This is a genomic window from Nonomuraea roseoviolacea subsp. carminata (genome assembly GCF_024172185.1).
GTDB lineage: Bacteria > Actinomycetota > Actinomycetes > Streptosporangiales > Streptosporangiaceae > Nonomuraea > Nonomuraea roseoviolacea.
On sequence record NZ_JAMZEC010000001.1, the window covers coordinates 2818204 to 2834817 of the forward strand.

Genomic DNA, 16614 nt, shown 5'->3' on the forward strand with positions numbered 1-16614 from the left:
GGTGGTCAGCGGGCGGCCCGCGGGAGGGCCATCCGGGGGACGGCGGCGACCAGGTCCCGCGTGTACAGGTGGCGGGGCCGGTGGAAGACCTCGTCCACGTCACCCTCCTCCACCACCCGGCCGTCCTTCATCACGAGCACCCGATCGCACAGGTGATGGACGACGCCGAGGTCGTGCGAGACGAACAGCAGTGCCGTGCCGTCCCGTTCCTTGATCTCCGCCAGCAGGTCCAGCACCTGGGCCTGGATCGACACGTCGAGCGCGGAGACCGGCTCGTCGCAGACCAGCACCTCGGGGCGCGAGGCGAGCGCGCGGGCGACGGCCACCCGCTGCCGCTGGCCGCCGGACAGCTCGCGGGGCCGCCGCCCGGCCAGCTCCGGGGGCAGGCCGACGCGTTCGAGCAGCTCCAACGCGTGCGCGTGACGCCGGCCGCGTGGCCCGCGCAGCGGCTCGGCGACCAGGCGGCCGACGGTGTGCCGGGGGTCGAACGAGTCGAGCGGGTTCTGGGAGACGAGCTGGATGAGCGACCGGCGGGAGCGGCGGTGGCGCTCGGGCACGCCGCTCCAGGGGCGGCCGTGCAGCCGCACCTCGCCGGTGTGCGGCTCCAGCAGGCCGAGGACGAGCCGGGCCAGGGTGGTCTTGCCGGAGCCCGACTCGCCGACCACGCCCAGCGCCTCGCCGGGGCGGAGGGTGAAGGAGACGCCGTCCACGGCGGCCCGCCGGCCGTACCTGAGGGACAACCCGGACACGTCGAGCGCCGGGGTGCCCCGGCGGGCGGGCGGGCCGCTCCCGGCGGGATCGGCCCGGCGGGCGGGCGGACCGCTTTCGGCGGGGACGGTCCGGTGAGCGGCCGGATCGCTTTCGGCGGGGACGGCCCGGCGGGCGGCCGGATCGCTCCTGACGGCAGCGGTCCTGCGGGCGGGTGGGCCGGCGGGCCGGACGGCGTCGGGTGACCGGGGCGCGGACAGGCGCGCGCCCTTGGTGGCCGCCGAGGGGATCGCCGCGAGCAGCGCGCGGGTGTAGGGATGCCGGGGCGAGGCCAGGACGTCGGGGGCCGGCCCCTGCTCGACGACGCGGCCGTCCTTCATCACGAGGATCGTGTCGGCCGTCGAGGACACCACGGCCAGGTCGTGACTGATCAGCAGCAGTGCCGTGCCACCGGCCTTGCGGGCGGCGAGCAGCCGGAGGATCCCGGCCTGCACGGTCACGTCCAGCGCCGTGGTGGGCTCGTCGGCGATGATCAGCGGGGGTCCGGCGGCGATGGCGGAGGCGATCAGCGCCCGCTGCCGCAGCCCGCCGGACAGCTCGTGCGGATACTGTCCCGCGCGTACCTCGGGCTCGGGCACGCCGACGGCCTCCAGCAGCTCACGTACGCGCTCCGCCCGCTCGGCCCGGGACCGGGCGGGACCGGCGCCGGCCGCACGCGTTGCGAGAGAACGGGCGGCGGTGGCGCGGTGGACGGTGAGGACCTCGGCGATCTCCGCGCCCACGGTGCGCAGCGGATCCAGCGAGACCAGCGCGTCCTGGAGCACCAGCCCGGCGAAGCCGCCGCGCACGCGCCGCCAGTCGCGGGGCCCGAAGGAGAGCGCGTCCCGGCCGCCGACGGTCAGCGCCGAGGCGCTGACGACCGATCCCGGACCGGCCAGCCCCAGCAGGGCACGGGCCGTCACGCTCTTGCCGGAGCCCGACTCCCCCACGACGGCCACGCACTCTCCCGGCGCGATCGTGAACGACACGCCCCGCACGGCCTCGACCCCCGCGCCGGGGAACGACACGCGCAGGTCACGCACCTCGACGAGCGGCCCTGCGCCGCCGGCACGGCCCTCCTGACGCGCGGCGGGCTCCTCGGAGGCGACGGTCGCCCGACGCGCGGCGGCCCCCTCCGGTGCGGCCGTCTCCCGGCGGGCGGCGGCTTCCCGGCGTGCGGCCGGCCCGGTGAGCGGATCGGTCAGTGGGTCGATCATGTGGTTCTCCCCTCGAAGCGGCGTTGCAGGCGGCGGCCGAGCACGGTGACGCAGACGACGGTCAGCGTGATGGCCAGCCCGGGGAACAGCGCCTCCCACCAGGCGACCCGCAGGTAGTCGCGGGCCTGGGAGAGCATCGCCCCCCACTCGGCGGCGGGCGGCTGCGGGCCCATGCCGAGGAAGCTGAGCCCCGAGGCGGCGACGATCGCCTGACCGAGCCCGAGGGTGGCGAGGACGGGGATGGGGTCCAGGGCGTTCGGCAGGACGTGGCGGACGATGATCCGGCCGCGCGGGTGGCCGAAGGTGACGGCCTGCTCCACGTACCCGGACCGGCGCACCACGAAGGTCTGGGCGCGCACGACCCGGGCGTACGTGGGGATCTGCGCGACGCCGATGGCGAACACCACGTTCACCGTGCCGGGGCCGGTGACGGCGACGACGAGGAGGGCGAGGAGCAGTTCGGGGAACGTCGAGAGCACGTCGAACGCGCGGGCCAGCGCCTCGCCCGCCCACCGGTGGGCCAGCCCGGCGGCCAGGCCGAGCAGCACCCCGGCGGTCACGGCGACGGCGGTGGCGAGCAGGCCGATGCTGAGCGAGTGCCGCGCCCCGTGCACGACCCTGGCGAGGACGTCGCGGCCCAGGTGGTCGGTGCCGAACCAGTGCTCCGCGCCGGGCGCGGCCAGGGCGCGCAGGGGGTCGGCGGCGAGCGGGTCGGCGGCGGTGACGACGCCGGGGGCGGCGACGGCCACGGCGAGCAGGGCCAGGAACAGCGCCGCCAGGACGGGCGCGGCCCGGCCGCGGGAAGGCCGCCCGGCGACCCGGCCCACGCCCGGGGACGTCGTCGCCGGTCCGGCGTCGAGGGAGTCGACGGATGAGGCGGTGGTGGTCATCCGGCGCTCCTCAGCCGCGGATCGATGAGCCGGTACGCCAGGTCGAGCAGCGTGCTGACGCTCACGTACACGGCGGCCGAGAGGATCACGACGGCCATGACGACCGGCATGTCCTTGCCCGTGACCGCCTGCATCGTGACCTGGCCCAGCCCGGGCCGCCCGAACAGCGCCTCCGTGATGACCGCCCCGCTCAGCAGCACGCCCACGAACCAGCCGGTGAGCGTGACGGCGGGCAGCGCGGCGTGGCGGAGCGCGTGCCGCGCGACCAGCGCCCGCTCGGTGAGGCCGCGCGAGCGGGCCGTGACCGCGAACGGCTGCTCCAGCGCCCGTTCCAGCCCCTCGCGCAGCACCTGCCCCAGCACGCCGGCGATCGGCAGGCCCAGCGCCAGCGCCGGGAGGACGAGCGCCGACGCGTCCCGCGCCCCGGAGACGGGGAACCAGCCGAGCGAGAACGAGAACACGGCCAGGAGCAGCATCCCGATCACGAACTGCGGCACCGACACCGACACCAGCTCGGCGGCGGAGGCCAGGCGGCGCGGCCAGCGCGAGCGCCCGGCGGTGAGGACGGCGATCACGACGGCCAGCACGACCCCGGTGCCCGCCGCGGCGAGCGTGAGCTGCGCCGTCGGCCACACCTGCGTGGCCAGCACCTCGCCGACGCCGCGCTGGAGCTGGTACGACCGGCCGAGGTCGCCGTGGGCGAGCCGGCCGAGATAGGAGAGGTACTGGAGCGCCTCGGGGCGGTCCAGGCCCCACTCGGCGACGATCCGCGCCCTGATCTCGGGGGTGTCGGGACCGTCGCCGACGAGGATGTCCACGGTGTCGCCGGGGGCCAGCCAGAGCGCCAGGTACGCGAGGGTCGCGGCGGCCCACAGTACCGCCACGGCGGACGCGACCCGTGCCCCGGCCCGGCGCGCCACCCGCCGCCAGGGCCGCGCGCCGGCGGCGCCACCGCTCTCGCCGTCGCCCGGCCCGTCCCCGACCGCGTCTCCCCCCGTCACGGCACCAGGCAGCGACGGGACGGGAGAATCCGGGGAGGCGGCCGGCGAGGCGATCGGAACCTGGGCCGCGGGGCGGGTCATGGGGCGATCCGGACGTCGTAGGCGCTCCGCGGCGTGCCCGAGACCGGGTCGAACCCGAGCCCCTCCACGCTCCGGCTCGCCGCGATCTGGTCCGCCGGCACGTAGATCGGGAAGGCGGTCGCGTGCTCGGTCACCACGGCCCGCTGGATCCTGGCGTACAGGGCCGCGCGGGCCTTGGTGTCGGACGTGGCGGACGCCCGCGCGAGCCACGTGTCGATCGAGGCGTCGGAGAAGCGGGTGCGGTTGATGGGGCCCTGCTTGGCCAGGATGAGGTTGAGGGCGGCCCCGGCGTCGGTGTCGCCGCGGGAGTTCTCGAACACCTCGTACTCGTCGCGGTCCCACGCCTGCTGCGCCGACCCCTGGTCCACGATCTTGATCTGGAAGTCGATCCCGGCGTTCTGCTTGACCTGGGCCTGCACGGCCTGGGCGAGGATCTCGCGCCGCTCGCGGACGAACGGCGCCGCGGAGACCGAGCGGACCGTCAGCCGCCTGCCGTCCTTGGTGCGGAAGCCCTGGGCGTCGCGGCCGGTCCATCCGGCCTGGTCGAGCAGGGCGTTGGCCTTGGCGGGGTCGCCGCCGTACGTGTGCTCCAGCGTCGCGTCGTAGAAGGGGCTGGTCCTGCCGACGACGCTCCATGCGCGCGTGGCCTGCCCGCGGTAGACGGAGGCGAGCACGGCGTCGAGGTCCACGGCCTCGCGGAACGCCCGCCGCACCCGCACGTCGTCGAACGGCGGATGCCCGGTGTTGAAGTAGTAGGTGAAGGCCGAGCCGGAGTTGAGCGCGGTCTGGTAGGCGAGGCCGGGGTCCTTCTTGACGAGGTCCACCTCGGTGGCCGGGACGCCCTCGATGACCTGCGCCTGGCCGGAGGTGAGCGCGCCGACCCGGACGGCCGCCTCGGGCAGGAAGCGGTAGGTGATCTCGGCGAGGTGGGCGGGGCCCTGGTGCCGGGCGGTGCTGGGCGCCCAGGCGTAGGCGGGGTTGCGCCGGTAGTGGACCTCCTGACCCTGGACGTACCGGTCGAGGATGAACGGGCCCGTGCCGACCAGGTCGGGGCCGCCCGCCTTGAGGTTCTTGGCCGTCTTGAGGGACTTCGGGGAGACCTGCCCCCCGTACGGCGAGGCGAGGAAATCGAGGAACAGCGCGTCCGGCCGCTTCAGGCGGATCCGCAGCTCCGTCGGCGACACGACCTCGGCCCGGTCGAACGAGCCGAGCTGGATCGAGGCCACGGCCGGGTTGTAGCCGGGGGCCCGTAACTGGTCGAGGTTGGCCTTGACGGCCGCGGCGTCGAACGTCTCCCCGTCGTGGAACCTCACGCCGTCGCGCAGGTGGAAGGTGTAGGTGCGGCCGTCGGCCGATGTCTCCCAGGAGGTGGCCAGCCACGGCTTGAACGAGCCGTCCTCGCCCCGGGCGAGCAGCGCGTCGAACTGGTTCCACACGAGCAGACGGGCCTTGTTCTGCGCCCAGAGGTGGGGGTTGAAGGTGATCGGCTGCGTCTCGACGGCCCAGGTGAGGCCGCCACCGTCGGCGGTCGCGGCGGTTTCGCGGGGCGCGCCGCCGCACGCGGTCACCGCGAGGGAGGCGGCGACCAGCAGGGCAAGCGTCCTGCGGAGGTGCTTCACGGGTGTTCCCTTCACGACGGGTGGGCGAGGAAGCGGCCGAAGCGGCCCTGGTGGTAGAGGAGCGGGCGGCTCGCGCCGTGGACGGCGGCCTCCGCGACGAGGCCGACGACGAGCACGTGGTCGCCCACGTCGGAGGTGTCGTACGGCAGGCAGATCAGGTGGGCGGACACGTCGAGGAGCAGCGGCGCGCCGAGCGGCCCGGGCCGCCAGCGGGTGGGCTCGGCGAAGCGGTCGACGCCCTTGCGGGCGAACCGGGCGGCCACGTCCGACTGGTCGCTGGCCAGCACGTTCACCGCGAAGTGGCCGGCGCCGCGCAGCGAGGGCCAGGTGGTGGAGGAACGGTCCACGTAGAAGGAGACGAGGGGCGGGGCGAGGCTGACGGAGGAGAACGACGTCGCGGTCAGCCCCACCGGGACGCCGTCGTTCTGCGCGGTGATGACGACGACCCCGGCGGCGTGCACGGCGAGCGCCTCACGGAACCGGCCGGCGTCCACACCCCGGGCGGCGTCCAACCCCCGGCCGGCGTCCACACCCCGGGCGGCGTCCGCTCCCCGGCCGGGCAGGGTCCGCGTCATGCCGCCGCTCCTTCCGCGCGGGCGTCCCCCTCGTGCCTCCGGCGCCTCTCGCGCCAGGCGGCGGCGAGCAGTTCGTACGAGCGGACCCGGTCGGCGTGGTCGTGGGTGATCGTGGTGACGAGCAGCTCGTCGGCGCCGGTGACGCGACGCAGCACGTCCAGCCGCTCGGCGACCCGGTCGGGCGTGCCGACGAAGCGCGTGTCGATCCGGTCCGCGACGAGCGCGCGCTCCTCCTCGGTCCAGGAGTGGGCGCGGGCCTGCTCGGGCGTCGGGTAGGGCGGCGCGCCGGCGCCGGTGCGGATGTCGCGCACCCACAGCCCGTACGGCTCGGCCAGCTCGGCCGCGGTGGCGTCGTCGGGCGCCACGAGCACGTCCGCCGAGACGATCACGTACGGCCGGGCCAGCTCCTCCGACGGCTTGAACGCCTCCCGGTAGGCGGCCACGGCCTCCAGCACCGACGCCGGGCTGACGTGGTAGTTGGCCGCGAACGGCAGCCCGCGCTCGCCCGCCACCCGGGCGCTCTCGCCGCCGCTGCTGCCGAGGACCCACACCTCCACGTCGGCGCCCTCGCCGGGCACGGCGTGGACGGGCCGGCCGTCCGGCGCGCGGTACTCACCGCGCAGGAAGGCGAGGATGTCGTCCACCTGGTCGGGGAAGGCGGGCGACCGGCCGCCGGGCTGCTTGAGCAGCGACGCCTGGAAGGTGAGCCATGGAGAGGCGATGAGCGGGCGGAAGTCGAAGGGCGGCGGGATGAGCAGCCCGTCCACGACGCGTCTCTCATGGGAGACCGGCTCCGGCGGCGCCACGGGTGTCTCGCCGGGGGCGCGGTCGCGGTGGCCGGAGCGGCCGAGCCCGAGGTCGACGCGGCCCGGGTGGAGCGCCTCGATCAGCCCGAACTGCTCGACGACGGCCAGCGCCGTCTGGTGCCCGAGCTGGACGGCCCCGGACCCGACGCGGATGCGGCTGGTCGCGGCGGCCACGAGCCCGATGAGCACGGCCGGCGCGGAGCTCGCCACCCCGGCGGCGAGGTGGTGCTCGGCCAGCCAGTACCGGTGATAGCCGAGCTCCTCGGCCCGGCGGGCGAGGTCGAGGGTGTTGCGCAGGGCGTCGCGGGCGCTCGCCCCGGACGGGATGGGCGACAGGTCGAGGACGGAGAGCGGGGTGGTCATGCGAGGGCCTCCGGGAAGGGCCGGCTGGGGATCTCCTTGCGCAGCACGGGCGCGATCTCGGCCTGGAAGAGCTCCAGCGCCTCGCGGTGCTGCTTGTCGGTCAGGCCGTCGGCGTCGGCGTGCAGGTGCATGACCTCGTGGCCGAAGCGCGCGTGGTAGCGGTGGACCTTGTCGATGATCTGCTGCGGGCTGCCGACGAGGATGGAGCCGCGCTCGACGGCGTCCTCCAGCGAGTCGAAGACGGGCCGCACCCCGTGCCTGGCGAACAGGGCGCGGCGGGCGTCGAAGATCGGGCGGTAGGTCTCGACGGCCTCCTGGGAGGTGCGGGCGGCGTAGTACCCGGCGGTGCCGGCCCCCACGAGCGCGTCGGCGGGGTCGTGGCCGTAGTGGGCCCAGCGTTCGCGGTAGTGGTCGATGAGCTCGGCGTACGGCTCGATGGGGTTGGTGACGTTGGCCGAGAACAGCGGGTCGCCGTACCTGGCGGCCAGGTCGACGGAGTCCTTGCTGGTGGCGCTGCCGTGCCAGACGCGGATCGGCCGCTGGAGCGGGCGCGGCCAGGTCTCGGCGTCGGTGAGCGACGGGCGGAAGCGGCCCTGCCAGGTGACCTTGTCCTCGCGCCAGAGCCGCCGGAACAGCTCGTAGCCCTCCTGGTTGCGCGCCCACTGGTCGTCGGCGGTGACGTGGAACAGCTCGGCCTGGGCCGTGCCGTTGCCCTTGCCGATGATCAGTTCGAGGCGGCCTCCGGACAGGTGGTCGAGGGTGGCGTAGTCCTCGTAGGCGCGTACGGGGTCGAGCAGGCTGAGCGTGGTGACGGCGGTGAACAGGCGGATGCGGGAGGTACGGGCGGCGATGTGGCTGAGCACGACCGGCGGCGAGGAGGAGAGGAACGGCCGCTCGTGCCGCTCCCCGACGCCGAACCCGTCGAACCCGAGCTCCTCGGCGAGCACGGCGTTGTCGACGACCTCGCGGAAGCGCTCGGTGGCGGACCTGCGGCCGTCGTGCGCGATCAGGGTGATGGCCAGGAACTTCATCGTGCCCCCACGGGGAGGTGGCGGTTGACCGGCCGGGGCAGGCCGAGCAGCCCGCGCAGGGTGCCGGCCTCGTAGGCGTCGCGGAACGCGCCGCGCCGGCGCAGCGCGGAGGTGAGGCCGCGGGTGACGGCCTTGAGGTCGTGCGGCAGGCCGCCGGGCCGCAGCCGGAAGCCCTGGATGCCGGCGTCGCGCCAGTCGAGCAGCAGGTCGGCCAGCTCTTCGGGGGTTCCGGTGAAGACGGCGGCGTCGGACGCGGCTCCCTCGAAGGCGGCCCCGTCCAGCTCGTCCAGCCGCGCCTTGCGCTCCGCGGCGCCCGCGCCCAGGAACACGACCAGGTCGGCGAAGATCTTCAGCGGCTCCCCCGTACGGGGCAGCGCCCTGATCTGGCGCACCAGCGCGGCGGCGCCCTCCCGGTCGGACGGCGTCACGAACACGACGTCCGCCGAGCGGGCCGCCAGCTCCAGCGCCGGACCGGCGTGGGCGAGCAGGGCGACGACCGGCTGTCCCTGCGGCGGGCGCGGCGTGATCGACGGCCCCTTGACGTCGAACCACCGCCCGCGGAAGTCGGCGTAGTGCAGCCGGTCGCGGTCGAGGAAGCGGCCCGTGGCCACGTCGCGGATCTCGGCGCCGTCCTCCCAGCTGTCCCAGAGGCTGCGGGCCACCTCGACCGCGTCGCCGGCCTCGTCGAGCAGGTCGGCGACGTGGTACGGCTCCAGCACGTCCGGCAGGTCGCGGCGGCCGAAGTGGCGGGCCTCCTCGGCCCGGGCGGAGATCTGCGGCCGCCAGCCGGCCCGGCCGCCGCTGACGTGGTCGAGCGTGGCGATGCCGATGGCGACGTGGAACGGCTCGGTGTGGGTGGTCGTCGCCGTGGGCACCAGGCCGATGCGCGTGGTGACCGGGGCGAGCCGCGCGGCGAGGAGCACGGCGTCCAGCCGGCCCGTCACGTGGCCGGTGCGGTCGGGCGGCGCCTGGGGGCCCAGGGCGTCCTCGATGGTGACGAAGTCGAGCAGGCCGCGCTCGGCCTCCGCGACGAGCCCGGTCCAGTAGCCGGCCGAGAAGAGCCGGGCGGGCCGGGCCGGCGGCTCGCGCCAGGCCGCCGGGTGCCGGCCCGCCCCGTCGAGGGCGACGGCGAGGTGCAGATGATCCGTCGCGGGGGTGTCGGAACGGTCGTTCATGGGGTCCTCCCAGGCGCGGCCGGGTGCGAGAGGGCGGTCATGGAGTCCTCCGGGGGGCGGCCGGGCGTGGGAAGGCGGTCATGGAGTCCTCCGCGGCGCGGCGAGGCCGAGGTGGTCGCGCAGGGTGGTGCCGGTGTACTCGGTGCGGAACACGCCGCGTTCCTGGAGGATCGGGACGACACGGTCCACGAACGGGTCCAGCCCGCCCGGCGTCAGGTGCGGCACGAGGATGAAGCCGTCGGCGGCCTCCGCCTCGACGAACTCCTCCATGCGCCGCGCGACGGTCTCCGGCGAGCCGACGAACGACTGCCGGCCGGTCATCTCGATGACCAGGTCGCGGATGGACAGCCGCTTCTCCTCGGCCACGGCCCGCCACTTGGCGGCCACGGCCAGGCGGTCGGCGACCTGGACCCGGCCCTGGGAGATGCCCGCGTCGGCCGCCGGCTCCACGTCCGGCAGTGGCCCCTCGGGGTCGTGCGCGGACATGTCCCGCCCCCAGATCTGCTCCAGGAACGCGGTCGCGGTCTGCGGGCCGACCTGGAGGCGGCGGATCTCCGCGGCGTTCTCGGCCGCCTCGGCGTCGGTGTCGCCGAGCGCGTAGGTGGCCGCGGGCATGATCTTCAGCTCGTGCGGCTCGCGGCCGTGGCGGGCCAGGCGGCGCTTGACGTCGGCGTAGAAGGCCCGGCCGTCCTCCAGCGTGCCGTGACGGCTGAAGATGACGTCGGCGTTGGCGGCGGCGAACTCCCTGCCCTCGTCGGAGTCGCCCGCCTGGATGATCACGGGGTGGCCCTGGGGACTGCGGGGGAGGGTGAAGCGGCCCTGGACGGTGAAGTGCCGGCCGTGGTGGCGGACCTCGCCGACGGCGCCGGGCCGGACGAACCGGCCGAGCTCCTGGTCAGCGGCCACGGCGTCGGGCCGCCAGGAGTCCCACAGCGCGCGGGCGAGGCGCAGGAACTCCTCGGCCCGGGTGTAGCGGTCGGCGCGGTCGAGGAAGCCGCCGCGCCGGAAGTTCTCGCCGGTGAAGGCGTCGGAGGTGGTGACGACGTTCCAGGCGGCGCGGCCCTCGCTGAGGTGGTCGAGGGTGGCCAGGCGCCGGGCCAGCTCGTACGGCTCGTTGAAGGTGGCGCTGACGGTGCCCGCGAGGCCGAGCCGCTCGGTGACGGCGGCGAGCGCGGACAGCACGGTCAGCGACTCGGGGCGGCCCGCCACGTCGAGGTCGTGGACGCGGCCCTTGAGCTCGCGCAGCCGCAGGCCCTCGGCGAGGAAGAAGAAGTCGAACCGGCCGCGCTCGGCGGTCCTGGCGAGGTGGAGGAAGGAGGCGAAGTCGATCTGGCTGCCGGAGCGGGGGTCGGTCCAGACGGTGGTGTTGTTGACGCCGGGGAAGTGGGCGGCGAGGTGGAGTCTTCGGCGCGATGCGGTGCGCGGCATGGTCTACCGGGCCCGCTGGTGGCGGTGGGATGTCCGGATGGTCACGGGTCTCCTCGGTTGGGGTGGCCGAATAACCTATAAAAACTGTAGGAAAACTAGGTATCCCGGTCAACCCTCTTTTGTCCCCTTCTGCCGTGCTTTCATCGGGTGCCGCGCACCGTGAGACGCGGGGCCGGTCGTGTGACCATGGAGGTATGGCGGAGACGATGACGGCGTGGGTGGTGGCCCGGCCGGGACCCGTGGCCGGCGGCCCCCTGGAGCGCGTGCGCCTGCCCGTCCCCGAGCCCGGCCCCGGCGAGGTGCTGGTCAGGGTCGAGGTGTGCGCCGTCTGCCGCACCGATCTCCACCTGGCGGAGGGCGACCTGACCCCGCGCCGCCCCCGCACCGTCCCCGGGCACGAGGTCGTGGGCCGGGTCGCGGGCCGCGGCCCCGGCGCCGACCTGCCCGACGGCGCCCGCGTGGGCGTGGCGTGGCTCCGCTCGACCTGCGGCGTCTGCCGCTACTGCCGCCGGGGCGCCGAGAACCTGTGCCCCCGCTCCCGCTACACCGGCTGGGACGCCGACGGCGGCTACGCCGAGTACCTGACCGTCCCGCAGGACTTCGCCTACCCCCTCCCCGCCGATCCGCCGGCCGAGAAGCTGGCGCCGCTGCTCTGCGCGGGCATCATCGGCTACCGGGCGCTGCTGCGCGCCGAGCTGCCGCCGGGCGGGCGGCTCGGCGTGTACGGGTTCGGCGCGTCGGCGCACCTGACCGCCCAGGTGGCCATCGCCCAGGGGGCGACCGTGCACGTGCTGACCCGCGCCCCGGAGGCCCGGCGGCTGGCGCTCGACCTGGGCGCCGCCTCGGCGGGCGACGCCTACGACGCCCCGCCGGAGCCGCTGGACGCCGCCATCCTGTTCGCGCCCGTGGGCGACCTGGTGCCGGTGGCGCTGGCCGCCCTGGACCGGGGCGGCACGCTGGCCGTGGCCGGCATCCACCTGACCGACGTCCCGTCCCTGAACTACCAGGAGCACCTGTTCCAGGAGCGCACGCTGCGCAGCGTCACCGCCAACACGCGCGCCGACGGCCGCGCCCTGCTGGAGCACGCCGCCCGCAGCCCGCTGCACGTCACGACCGTGCCGTACGGGCTGGACGAGGCCGGCCGGGCCCTCGCCGACCTGGCCGCCGACCGGATCACCGGCGCTGCCGTCCTGCACATGAACGCCTGACGCCCCGGCTCACCCGCACGGTCGTGCGCGGCTCTCCGCCGTCTCGACTACCGGCCGGTCGCCCGCCGCCGCCTTCATGGTGTCCTCCTCGGAGCCGGGACGACCGCCACCGGACAGGGCGCGTGCTCGGCCATGGCCGGCACGACCGCGCCCAGGCTCCCCGGGTGGCGGCTGCGCACGCTGCCCACGACGAGCAGCGTCGCGCCGTCCGACGCGGCCCGCAGCGCCTCCCCCGGCGCGGCGACGACGGTCCGGCGCTCGACGGCGACCTCGGGGTAGCGGACGGTCCACGGCTCCATCCGCTCGTCCATGCCCTTGCGTGCGGCGGCGGCCAGGCCCTCGACGTCGGGCTCGGGCGCCATGCTGACGCCCCAGGCCGTCGGCAGCGGGTGCACGGCGTGCACCACCAGCAGGCGGAGCTGCCGCAGCGCCGCCTCGGCCAGGGCGAACTCCACCGCCTCGTCCGGCGTGCCCTCGCTCAGCCCGAGCACCACGGGACCGGGGTCGGCCGGGGCCGGGATCGGGCCGGGCCCGCGCACGACGATCACCGGGGCGTGCGCGTGCGCGGCGACGTAGGCAGTGACGGAGCCCACCACCGACCTGGCCAGCGCGCCGAGCCCGCGGCAGCCGAGCACCACCATGTCCGCCTCGGCCGACAGCTCGACGAGGCGCTCGGCGGGCGGCCCCTCGTACAGGTCGGTGGCGACGTCACTGATCGTGCTGGAGGAGCGGGCGCATTCCGCGCCGTGGTACAGGACGTGCTCGGCGGCCTTGCGCAGGTGCTCCTTGGCCTCGTCGGGGGCCTCACCGTACGGCCAGCGCCACGCGTGGGCGACCGTCAGCGGCAGCTTGCGCAGCTCGCACTCGTCCATGGCCCAGTCGAGGGCCTGCATCGAGAAGTCCGAGCCGTCGTAGCCGACGACGATTCCGTACGCTCCCGTCATGGTCATGGCTCTCACCCCGTTCCATCCCCGAGCTCACGAGACGGTGGCCTCCGCCAGCAGGCGGGCGAACTCCTGAGGCGTCTCGGCCGCCGCCCACAGCACCCGCTGGCGCGCGGCGCCCGTCCCCCGTTCGCGGGCGCGCCGGAGCAGGTCCGCGATCAGGTCGGCGTCCGGGACGCGGTCGAGCAGCGTCTCCAGCATGTGCTCGTGGTTCACCACCCGGCCCGTGTACGGGTGGCGGGTGGGCGCGCTCAGGCCGTGGTGTGCGGCGGCGTTCAGCGCGGCGGCGATCCGGACGTCGCCGATGCGCCTGATCGGCACGCCGGCCCGCAGCTCGGCGACGGCCAGCCCGACGACGGCCCGCGCCAGGCTGGTGATCAGGACGGTGTCGTCCACGGACAGGCAGGTGTCCATGATGCGCAGCTCGATCGTCGGGTAGCGGCAGGACAGCCGGGCGTGGAAGTACACGCCGCGCTCGTCGATCGCGTGCCCCCGGCGGATCAGCCTGTTCACGGCGGCGTCGTAGTCGCCGACCGACCGCCACGCCTTGGGAGCCATGGCCGAGGGCCAGCGGGCCCAGCGCCGGTACCGCTTGCTCTGCCACCCGGTGTCGCGGCCGTGGGCGATCGGCGAGTTGGCGCTGACGGCGAGCAGCGTGGCCAGCCACGGCCGCACCCGGGTCAGCACCTGGACGCCCAGCTCCCGCGAGGGCATGCCGACGTGGACGTGGCAGCCGCAGGTGCCGGTGCAGGCCAGCAGCGCGCCGAAGCGCCTGGCCAGCTCCCGGTAGCGGGGGTCGGGTGTCACGGCGTAGGCGCCCGGCATGCGGCCCGGGGCGACGCCGCAGGCCACGAGACGGCAGCCGTTCTCGGCCGCGGCCTGGGCCGCGCGGCGGCGCAGCGTCCGGAGCTGCCGGCCCGCCTCCTCCGGGCATCCGCACACGCAGGTGACGGTCTCCAGCTGGTAGCGCATGGCCTCGGGTTTGACGTGCTCGTCGCCCAGGAGGTCGATGAGCTCGGGCGCGAGCAGCGCCAGTTCGCCGTCGGCGCTGTTCAGGAGGAGGAACTCCTCCTCCACGCCCACGGTGAGCGTCCGGTCCGCGGACCGGACCGCCGCGGTGGTGACCATGGCGTCACCTCCTCGCCCGTCACGCCGGTTGCGCCGGAGGGGGAGCCGTGTGGGGTAACTACCCTCTCCGGCGCCTTCTCACGCGGCGTCCTCGCAGGTCAAGCACGGTTCATCAGGACGCGACGACCCGTACGGACTTGACGTCGGAGTCCACGGAGTCCGGGACCACCATGCCCGCGTCCACCCCCGACCGCAGGTACGTCAGCATCTCGTGCGTCAGCCGCTCCCCCGGCACCACGGCCGGGACGCCCGGCGGGTACGGCGTGAGCATCTCCGCCGAGACGCGCCCGGCGGCCTGCTCCACCGGCACCTGCTCGGTCTCGGCGAAGAACGCGTCGCGGGGCGACATGACCTGCTCCAGCCGCATCCGGGACGGCGAGGGCAGCCGCACCGCGGCCCTCGGCAGCTCGTCCATGTGCTTGACGAGGTCGCGCAGCCCGTCGAGCAGCTTCCCGGCCGACTGCTCGTCGTCGGCGTGGGTGAGCTGGGCGCTGATCCGCAACTGGTCCGACAGGTGCAGGTTGAGCTGGTGGTGCTCGCGCAGCCAGTCGTGCATGGCGTACCCCGGCGGCAGGTGCCCGCTCACGTCGATGATCACCTGGAGGGGGTCCATGTCGGTCGCCAGGCCGGAGCCGACGAACTCGTCGCGCCCGTACACGTGCAGGCCGTCGATCCCCTCGACGGCGGCGCGCACCTTCTCGGCCAGCGCGAGCGTGCGGTCGTAGAGGGCGCGGCCGTGCTCCACCATCTGCCGGCGCCAGCCGTCCAGGGCCGCGTACACCAGCACGGAGGCGCTCGTCGTGGACAGCAGGTCGGCCCGCGCCTTCAGCACCGCGGGGTCGACGAGGTCGCCCTGGAGGTGGAAGACCGAGCTCTGCTCCAGGCCGGAGCCCATCTTGTGGACCGAGGTGACGCACAGGTCGGCGCCCGCGTCCATGGCCCAGATCGGCAGGTCGGGGTGGAAGGGGAAGTGGGCGCCCCACGCCTCGTCCACGATCAGGGGCTTGCCGTGCTCGTGGCAGAGCCTGGCCAGGCCCTCCAGGTCGCCGCAGGTGCCGTACGGGGTGGGCGTGGTCACCAGCACGCCCTTGGCGTCGGGGTTGGCCGCCAGCGCCTCGGCGAACGACTCCACGGACGGCGGGTGGGCCAGGTGCAGGCCGGCGTCCCACTGCGGGTCCACCCAGATCGGCTCGACCCCGGACAGGATCAGGCCGGCCACCATGGACTTGTGCGCGTCACGGCCGAGGATCAGCTTCTCGTGCGGGCCGGCGACGGCCAGCATGGCCGCCTTGACCGACAGGGAGCTGCCGCAGGTCGAGAAGAACGTGTGCTCGGCGCCCACGGCGTCGGCCATCAGCTCCTGCGCCTGCTCCAGAATGCCGCCGGAGGACGAGCGGTCGTCCAGGCCGGCGCTCGCGAGCACGTCCGAGCGGAAGACGCCCTCGCCCAGCACCTCGACGACCCGGGGGTCGGCGCCGCGCCCCTGCTTGTGGCCGGGCGGGCTGAACGGTGTCTGGCCGGTGCGGTGATAGGCCTCCAGCGCCTCCAGCACGGGCGCGCGCGAATGATCCGTGGTCAACGGCTCCTCCAGGTGTTCCTCGATGCCGGCGCGACGCCCGGCGTCCCCCTCGGCGCCGGGCGTCGCGCCGGTGCTCGTGCCCGGGCCGCGGGAGCCCTCTTTCCCGGCCCTCAACGGTCAAACCACGCGAGACCTGCACGAACCTCTCGAAAGATCCTCTGGAGGCGGCGGCCGGGGGTCAGAGACGGTCGAGGATGCGCCGCATCTGCTCGATCTCGTCCCGCTGCGACGTCTCGATGCTCTGGGCGAGCCCCTTGGCGTCGGCGCTCTCGCCCTCCCGGCGCTCCCTCTGGGCCATCGTGACCGCCCCCTCGTGGTGGGCGATCATCAACCGGATGAACTCCTTGTCGAAGATCTCGCCGCTGACCGCTTCGAGATCCTCCAGGTCGTCGGCGGACAGCATGCCGGGCATGCCGCGGCGCAGGTGCCCACGGGTGGACTCGGGCATCCCCCACGCCTGGAGCCAGACCCGCATGGCGGTGATCTCCGGCTCCTGAGCGGCCCTGATGCGCTCGGCCAGCTTCTTCACCTCGGGGTCCGCGGCGCGCGTGGCGGCCAGGCCGGCCATCCGGACGGCCTGGAGGTGGTGCGGGATCATCATGCGCGCGAACATGACGTCGGCGTCGTTGTGCGCCGTCGAGGGCCGGGCGTCCGTCCGCCGCGCGGCGGGGGACTCGGGAGCCGCGCCGCCGGCCGGAGCCCCGCCGCCGGGCCCGTCGCAGGCGGTGAGCAGGGCGAGGGCTCCGATGGCGGCGATCACGATGCGGGCGGTCCTACGGTGCGCGAGCATGACTGATGTGACTCCTGGTGACGGTACGTGCG

14 protein-coding genes are annotated in these 16614 nt (G+C 75.1%); 1 reads left to right on the forward strand and 13 read right to left on the reverse strand.

Annotation, left to right across the window (positions count from 1 at the left end):
- Positions 1 to 5: 5 nt before the first annotated feature.
- The 9 genes from HD595_RS12940 to HD595_RS12980 form a co-directional block, all read right to left on the reverse strand.
- Positions 6 to 1964, reverse strand: coding sequence for a dipeptide ABC transporter ATP-binding protein (locus HD595_RS12940; protein WP_253768744.1), 1959 nt, complete (start codon positions 1962 to 1964; stop codon positions 6 to 8).
- On the reverse strand, positions 1961 to 2854 hold the full coding sequence (locus tag HD595_RS12945; protein ID WP_253768745.1) for an ABC transporter permease: 894 nt from the start codon (positions 2852 to 2854) through the stop codon (positions 1961 to 1963). Before HD595_RS12945 ends, HD595_RS12940 begins: the two co-directional genes overlap by 4 nt.
- Positions 2851 to 3936, reverse strand: a complete 1086-nt coding sequence (locus HD595_RS12950; protein ID WP_253768746.1) for an ABC transporter permease — start codon at positions 3934 to 3936, stop codon at positions 2851 to 2853. Before HD595_RS12950 ends, HD595_RS12945 begins: the two co-directional genes overlap by 4 nt.
- A complete protein-coding gene (locus tag HD595_RS12955) occupies positions 3933 to 5555 on the reverse strand; it encodes an ABC transporter substrate-binding protein (protein WP_253768747.1) in 1623 nt (540 codons plus the stop codon). The genes HD595_RS12950 and HD595_RS12955 overlap by 4 nt, the downstream gene beginning before the upstream one ends.
- A gap of 11 nt (positions 5556 to 5566) precedes the next feature.
- Positions 5567 to 6130 (reverse strand): flavin reductase family protein, encoded by a 564-nt coding sequence (locus tag HD595_RS12960; protein ID WP_253768748.1) that lies wholly within the window; start codon positions 6128 to 6130, stop codon positions 5567 to 5569.
- On the reverse strand, positions 6127 to 7299 hold the full coding sequence (locus tag HD595_RS12965) for an LLM class flavin-dependent oxidoreductase (protein WP_253768750.1): 1173 nt from the start codon (positions 7297 to 7299) through the stop codon (positions 6127 to 6129). Before HD595_RS12965 ends, HD595_RS12960 begins: the two co-directional genes overlap by 4 nt.
- Entirely contained in the window at positions 7296 to 8330 is a 1035-nt protein-coding gene (locus HD595_RS12970) for an LLM class flavin-dependent oxidoreductase (RefSeq protein WP_253768751.1), read from the reverse strand. Before HD595_RS12970 ends, HD595_RS12965 begins: the two co-directional genes overlap by 4 nt.
- On the reverse strand, positions 8327 to 9505 hold the full coding sequence (locus HD595_RS12975) for an LLM class flavin-dependent oxidoreductase (RefSeq protein ID WP_253768752.1): 1179 nt from the start codon (positions 9503 to 9505) through the stop codon (positions 8327 to 8329). Before HD595_RS12975 ends, HD595_RS12970 begins: the two co-directional genes overlap by 4 nt.
- Positions 9506 to 9583: 78 nt before the next feature.
- Positions 9584 to 10933 (reverse strand): NtaA/DmoA family FMN-dependent monooxygenase, encoded by a 1350-nt coding sequence (locus HD595_RS12980; protein WP_253768754.1) that lies wholly within the window; start codon positions 10931 to 10933, stop codon positions 9584 to 9586.
- Positions 10934 to 11127: 194 nt separating this feature from the next.
- Here HD595_RS12980 and HD595_RS12985 point away from each other — a divergent pair, with 194 nt between their 5' ends.
- Positions 11128 to 12141 (forward strand): zinc-binding alcohol dehydrogenase family protein, encoded by a 1014-nt coding sequence (locus HD595_RS12985; protein ID WP_253768755.1) that lies wholly within the window; start codon positions 11128 to 11130, stop codon positions 12139 to 12141.
- Between the two features lie 74 nt (positions 12142 to 12215).
- On the opposite strand, the gene HD595_RS12990 is transcribed toward HD595_RS12985, so the two are convergent.
- From HD595_RS12990 to HD595_RS13005, 4 genes are all read right to left on the reverse strand, one after another.
- Positions 12216 to 13091 carry a universal stress protein gene (locus tag HD595_RS12990; RefSeq protein WP_253768756.1) on the reverse strand — a complete coding sequence of 292 codons (876 nt, stop codon included), beginning with the start codon at positions 13089 to 13091 and terminating at the stop codon, positions 12216 to 12218.
- A gap of 27 nt (positions 13092 to 13118) precedes the next feature.
- Entirely contained in the window at positions 13119 to 14213 is a 1095-nt protein-coding gene (locus tag HD595_RS12995) for a carboxylate-amine ligase (protein ID WP_253768758.1), read from the reverse strand.
- Between the two features lie 112 nt (positions 14214 to 14325).
- Positions 14326 to 15906: an aminotransferase class I/II-fold pyridoxal phosphate-dependent enzyme gene (locus tag HD595_RS13000; protein WP_253768759.1), complete on the reverse strand. Its 1581-nt coding sequence runs from the start codon at positions 15904 to 15906 to the stop codon at positions 14326 to 14328.
- 64 nt (positions 15907 to 15970) lie between these two features.
- Complete coding sequence (locus HD595_RS13005) at positions 15971 to 16582, reverse strand: DUF305 domain-containing protein (RefSeq protein ID WP_253768760.1); 612 nt, start codon at positions 16580 to 16582, stop codon at positions 15971 to 15973.
- Positions 16583 to 16614: the final 32 nt, after the last annotated feature.

What these genes read in the sequence shown, in the direction of transcription:
- HD595_RS12980 (WP_253768754.1), bottom strand. Translation starts at nt 10,933, where the DNA reads ATGCCGCGCACCGCATCGCGCCGAAGACTCCACCTCGCCGCCCACTTC.
- HD595_RS12985 (WP_253768755.1), top strand. Translation starts at nt 11,128, where the DNA reads ATGGCGGAGACGATGACGGCGTGGGTGGTGGCCCGGCCGGGACCCGTG.
- HD595_RS12960 (WP_253768748.1), bottom strand. Translation starts at nt 6,130, where the DNA reads ATGACGCGGACCCTGCCCGGCCGGGGAGCGGACGCCGCCCGGGGTGTG.
- HD595_RS12975 (WP_253768752.1), bottom strand. Translation starts at nt 9,505, where the DNA reads ATGAACGACCGTTCCGACACCCCCGCGACGGATCATCTGCACCTCGCC.
- HD595_RS12950 (WP_253768746.1), bottom strand. Translation starts at nt 3,936, where the DNA reads ATGACCCGCCCCGCGGCCCAGGTTCCGATCGCCTCGCCGGCCGCCTCC.
- HD595_RS12945 (WP_253768745.1), bottom strand. Translation starts at nt 2,854, where the DNA reads ATGACCACCACCGCCTCATCCGTCGACTCCCTCGACGCCGGACCGGCG.
- HD595_RS12990 (WP_253768756.1), bottom strand. Translation starts at nt 13,091, where the DNA reads ATGACCATGACGGGAGCGTACGGAATCGTCGTCGGCTACGACGGCTCG.
- HD595_RS13005 (WP_253768760.1), bottom strand. Translation starts at nt 16,582, where the DNA reads ATGCTCGCGCACCGTAGGACCGCCCGCATCGTGATCGCCGCCATCGGA.
- HD595_RS12995 (WP_253768758.1), bottom strand. Translation starts at nt 14,213, where the DNA reads ATGGTCACCACCGCGGCGGTCCGGTCCGCGGACCGGACGCTCACCGTG.
- HD595_RS12970 (WP_253768751.1), bottom strand. Translation starts at nt 8,330, where the DNA reads ATGAAGTTCCTGGCCATCACCCTGATCGCGCACGACGGCCGCAGGTCC.
- HD595_RS12940 (WP_253768744.1), bottom strand. Translation starts at nt 1,964, where the DNA reads ATGATCGACCCACTGACCGATCCGCTCACCGGGCCGGCCGCACGCCGG.
- HD595_RS12965 (WP_253768750.1), bottom strand. Translation starts at nt 7,299, where the DNA reads ATGACCACCCCGCTCTCCGTCCTCGACCTGTCGCCCATCCCGTCCGGG.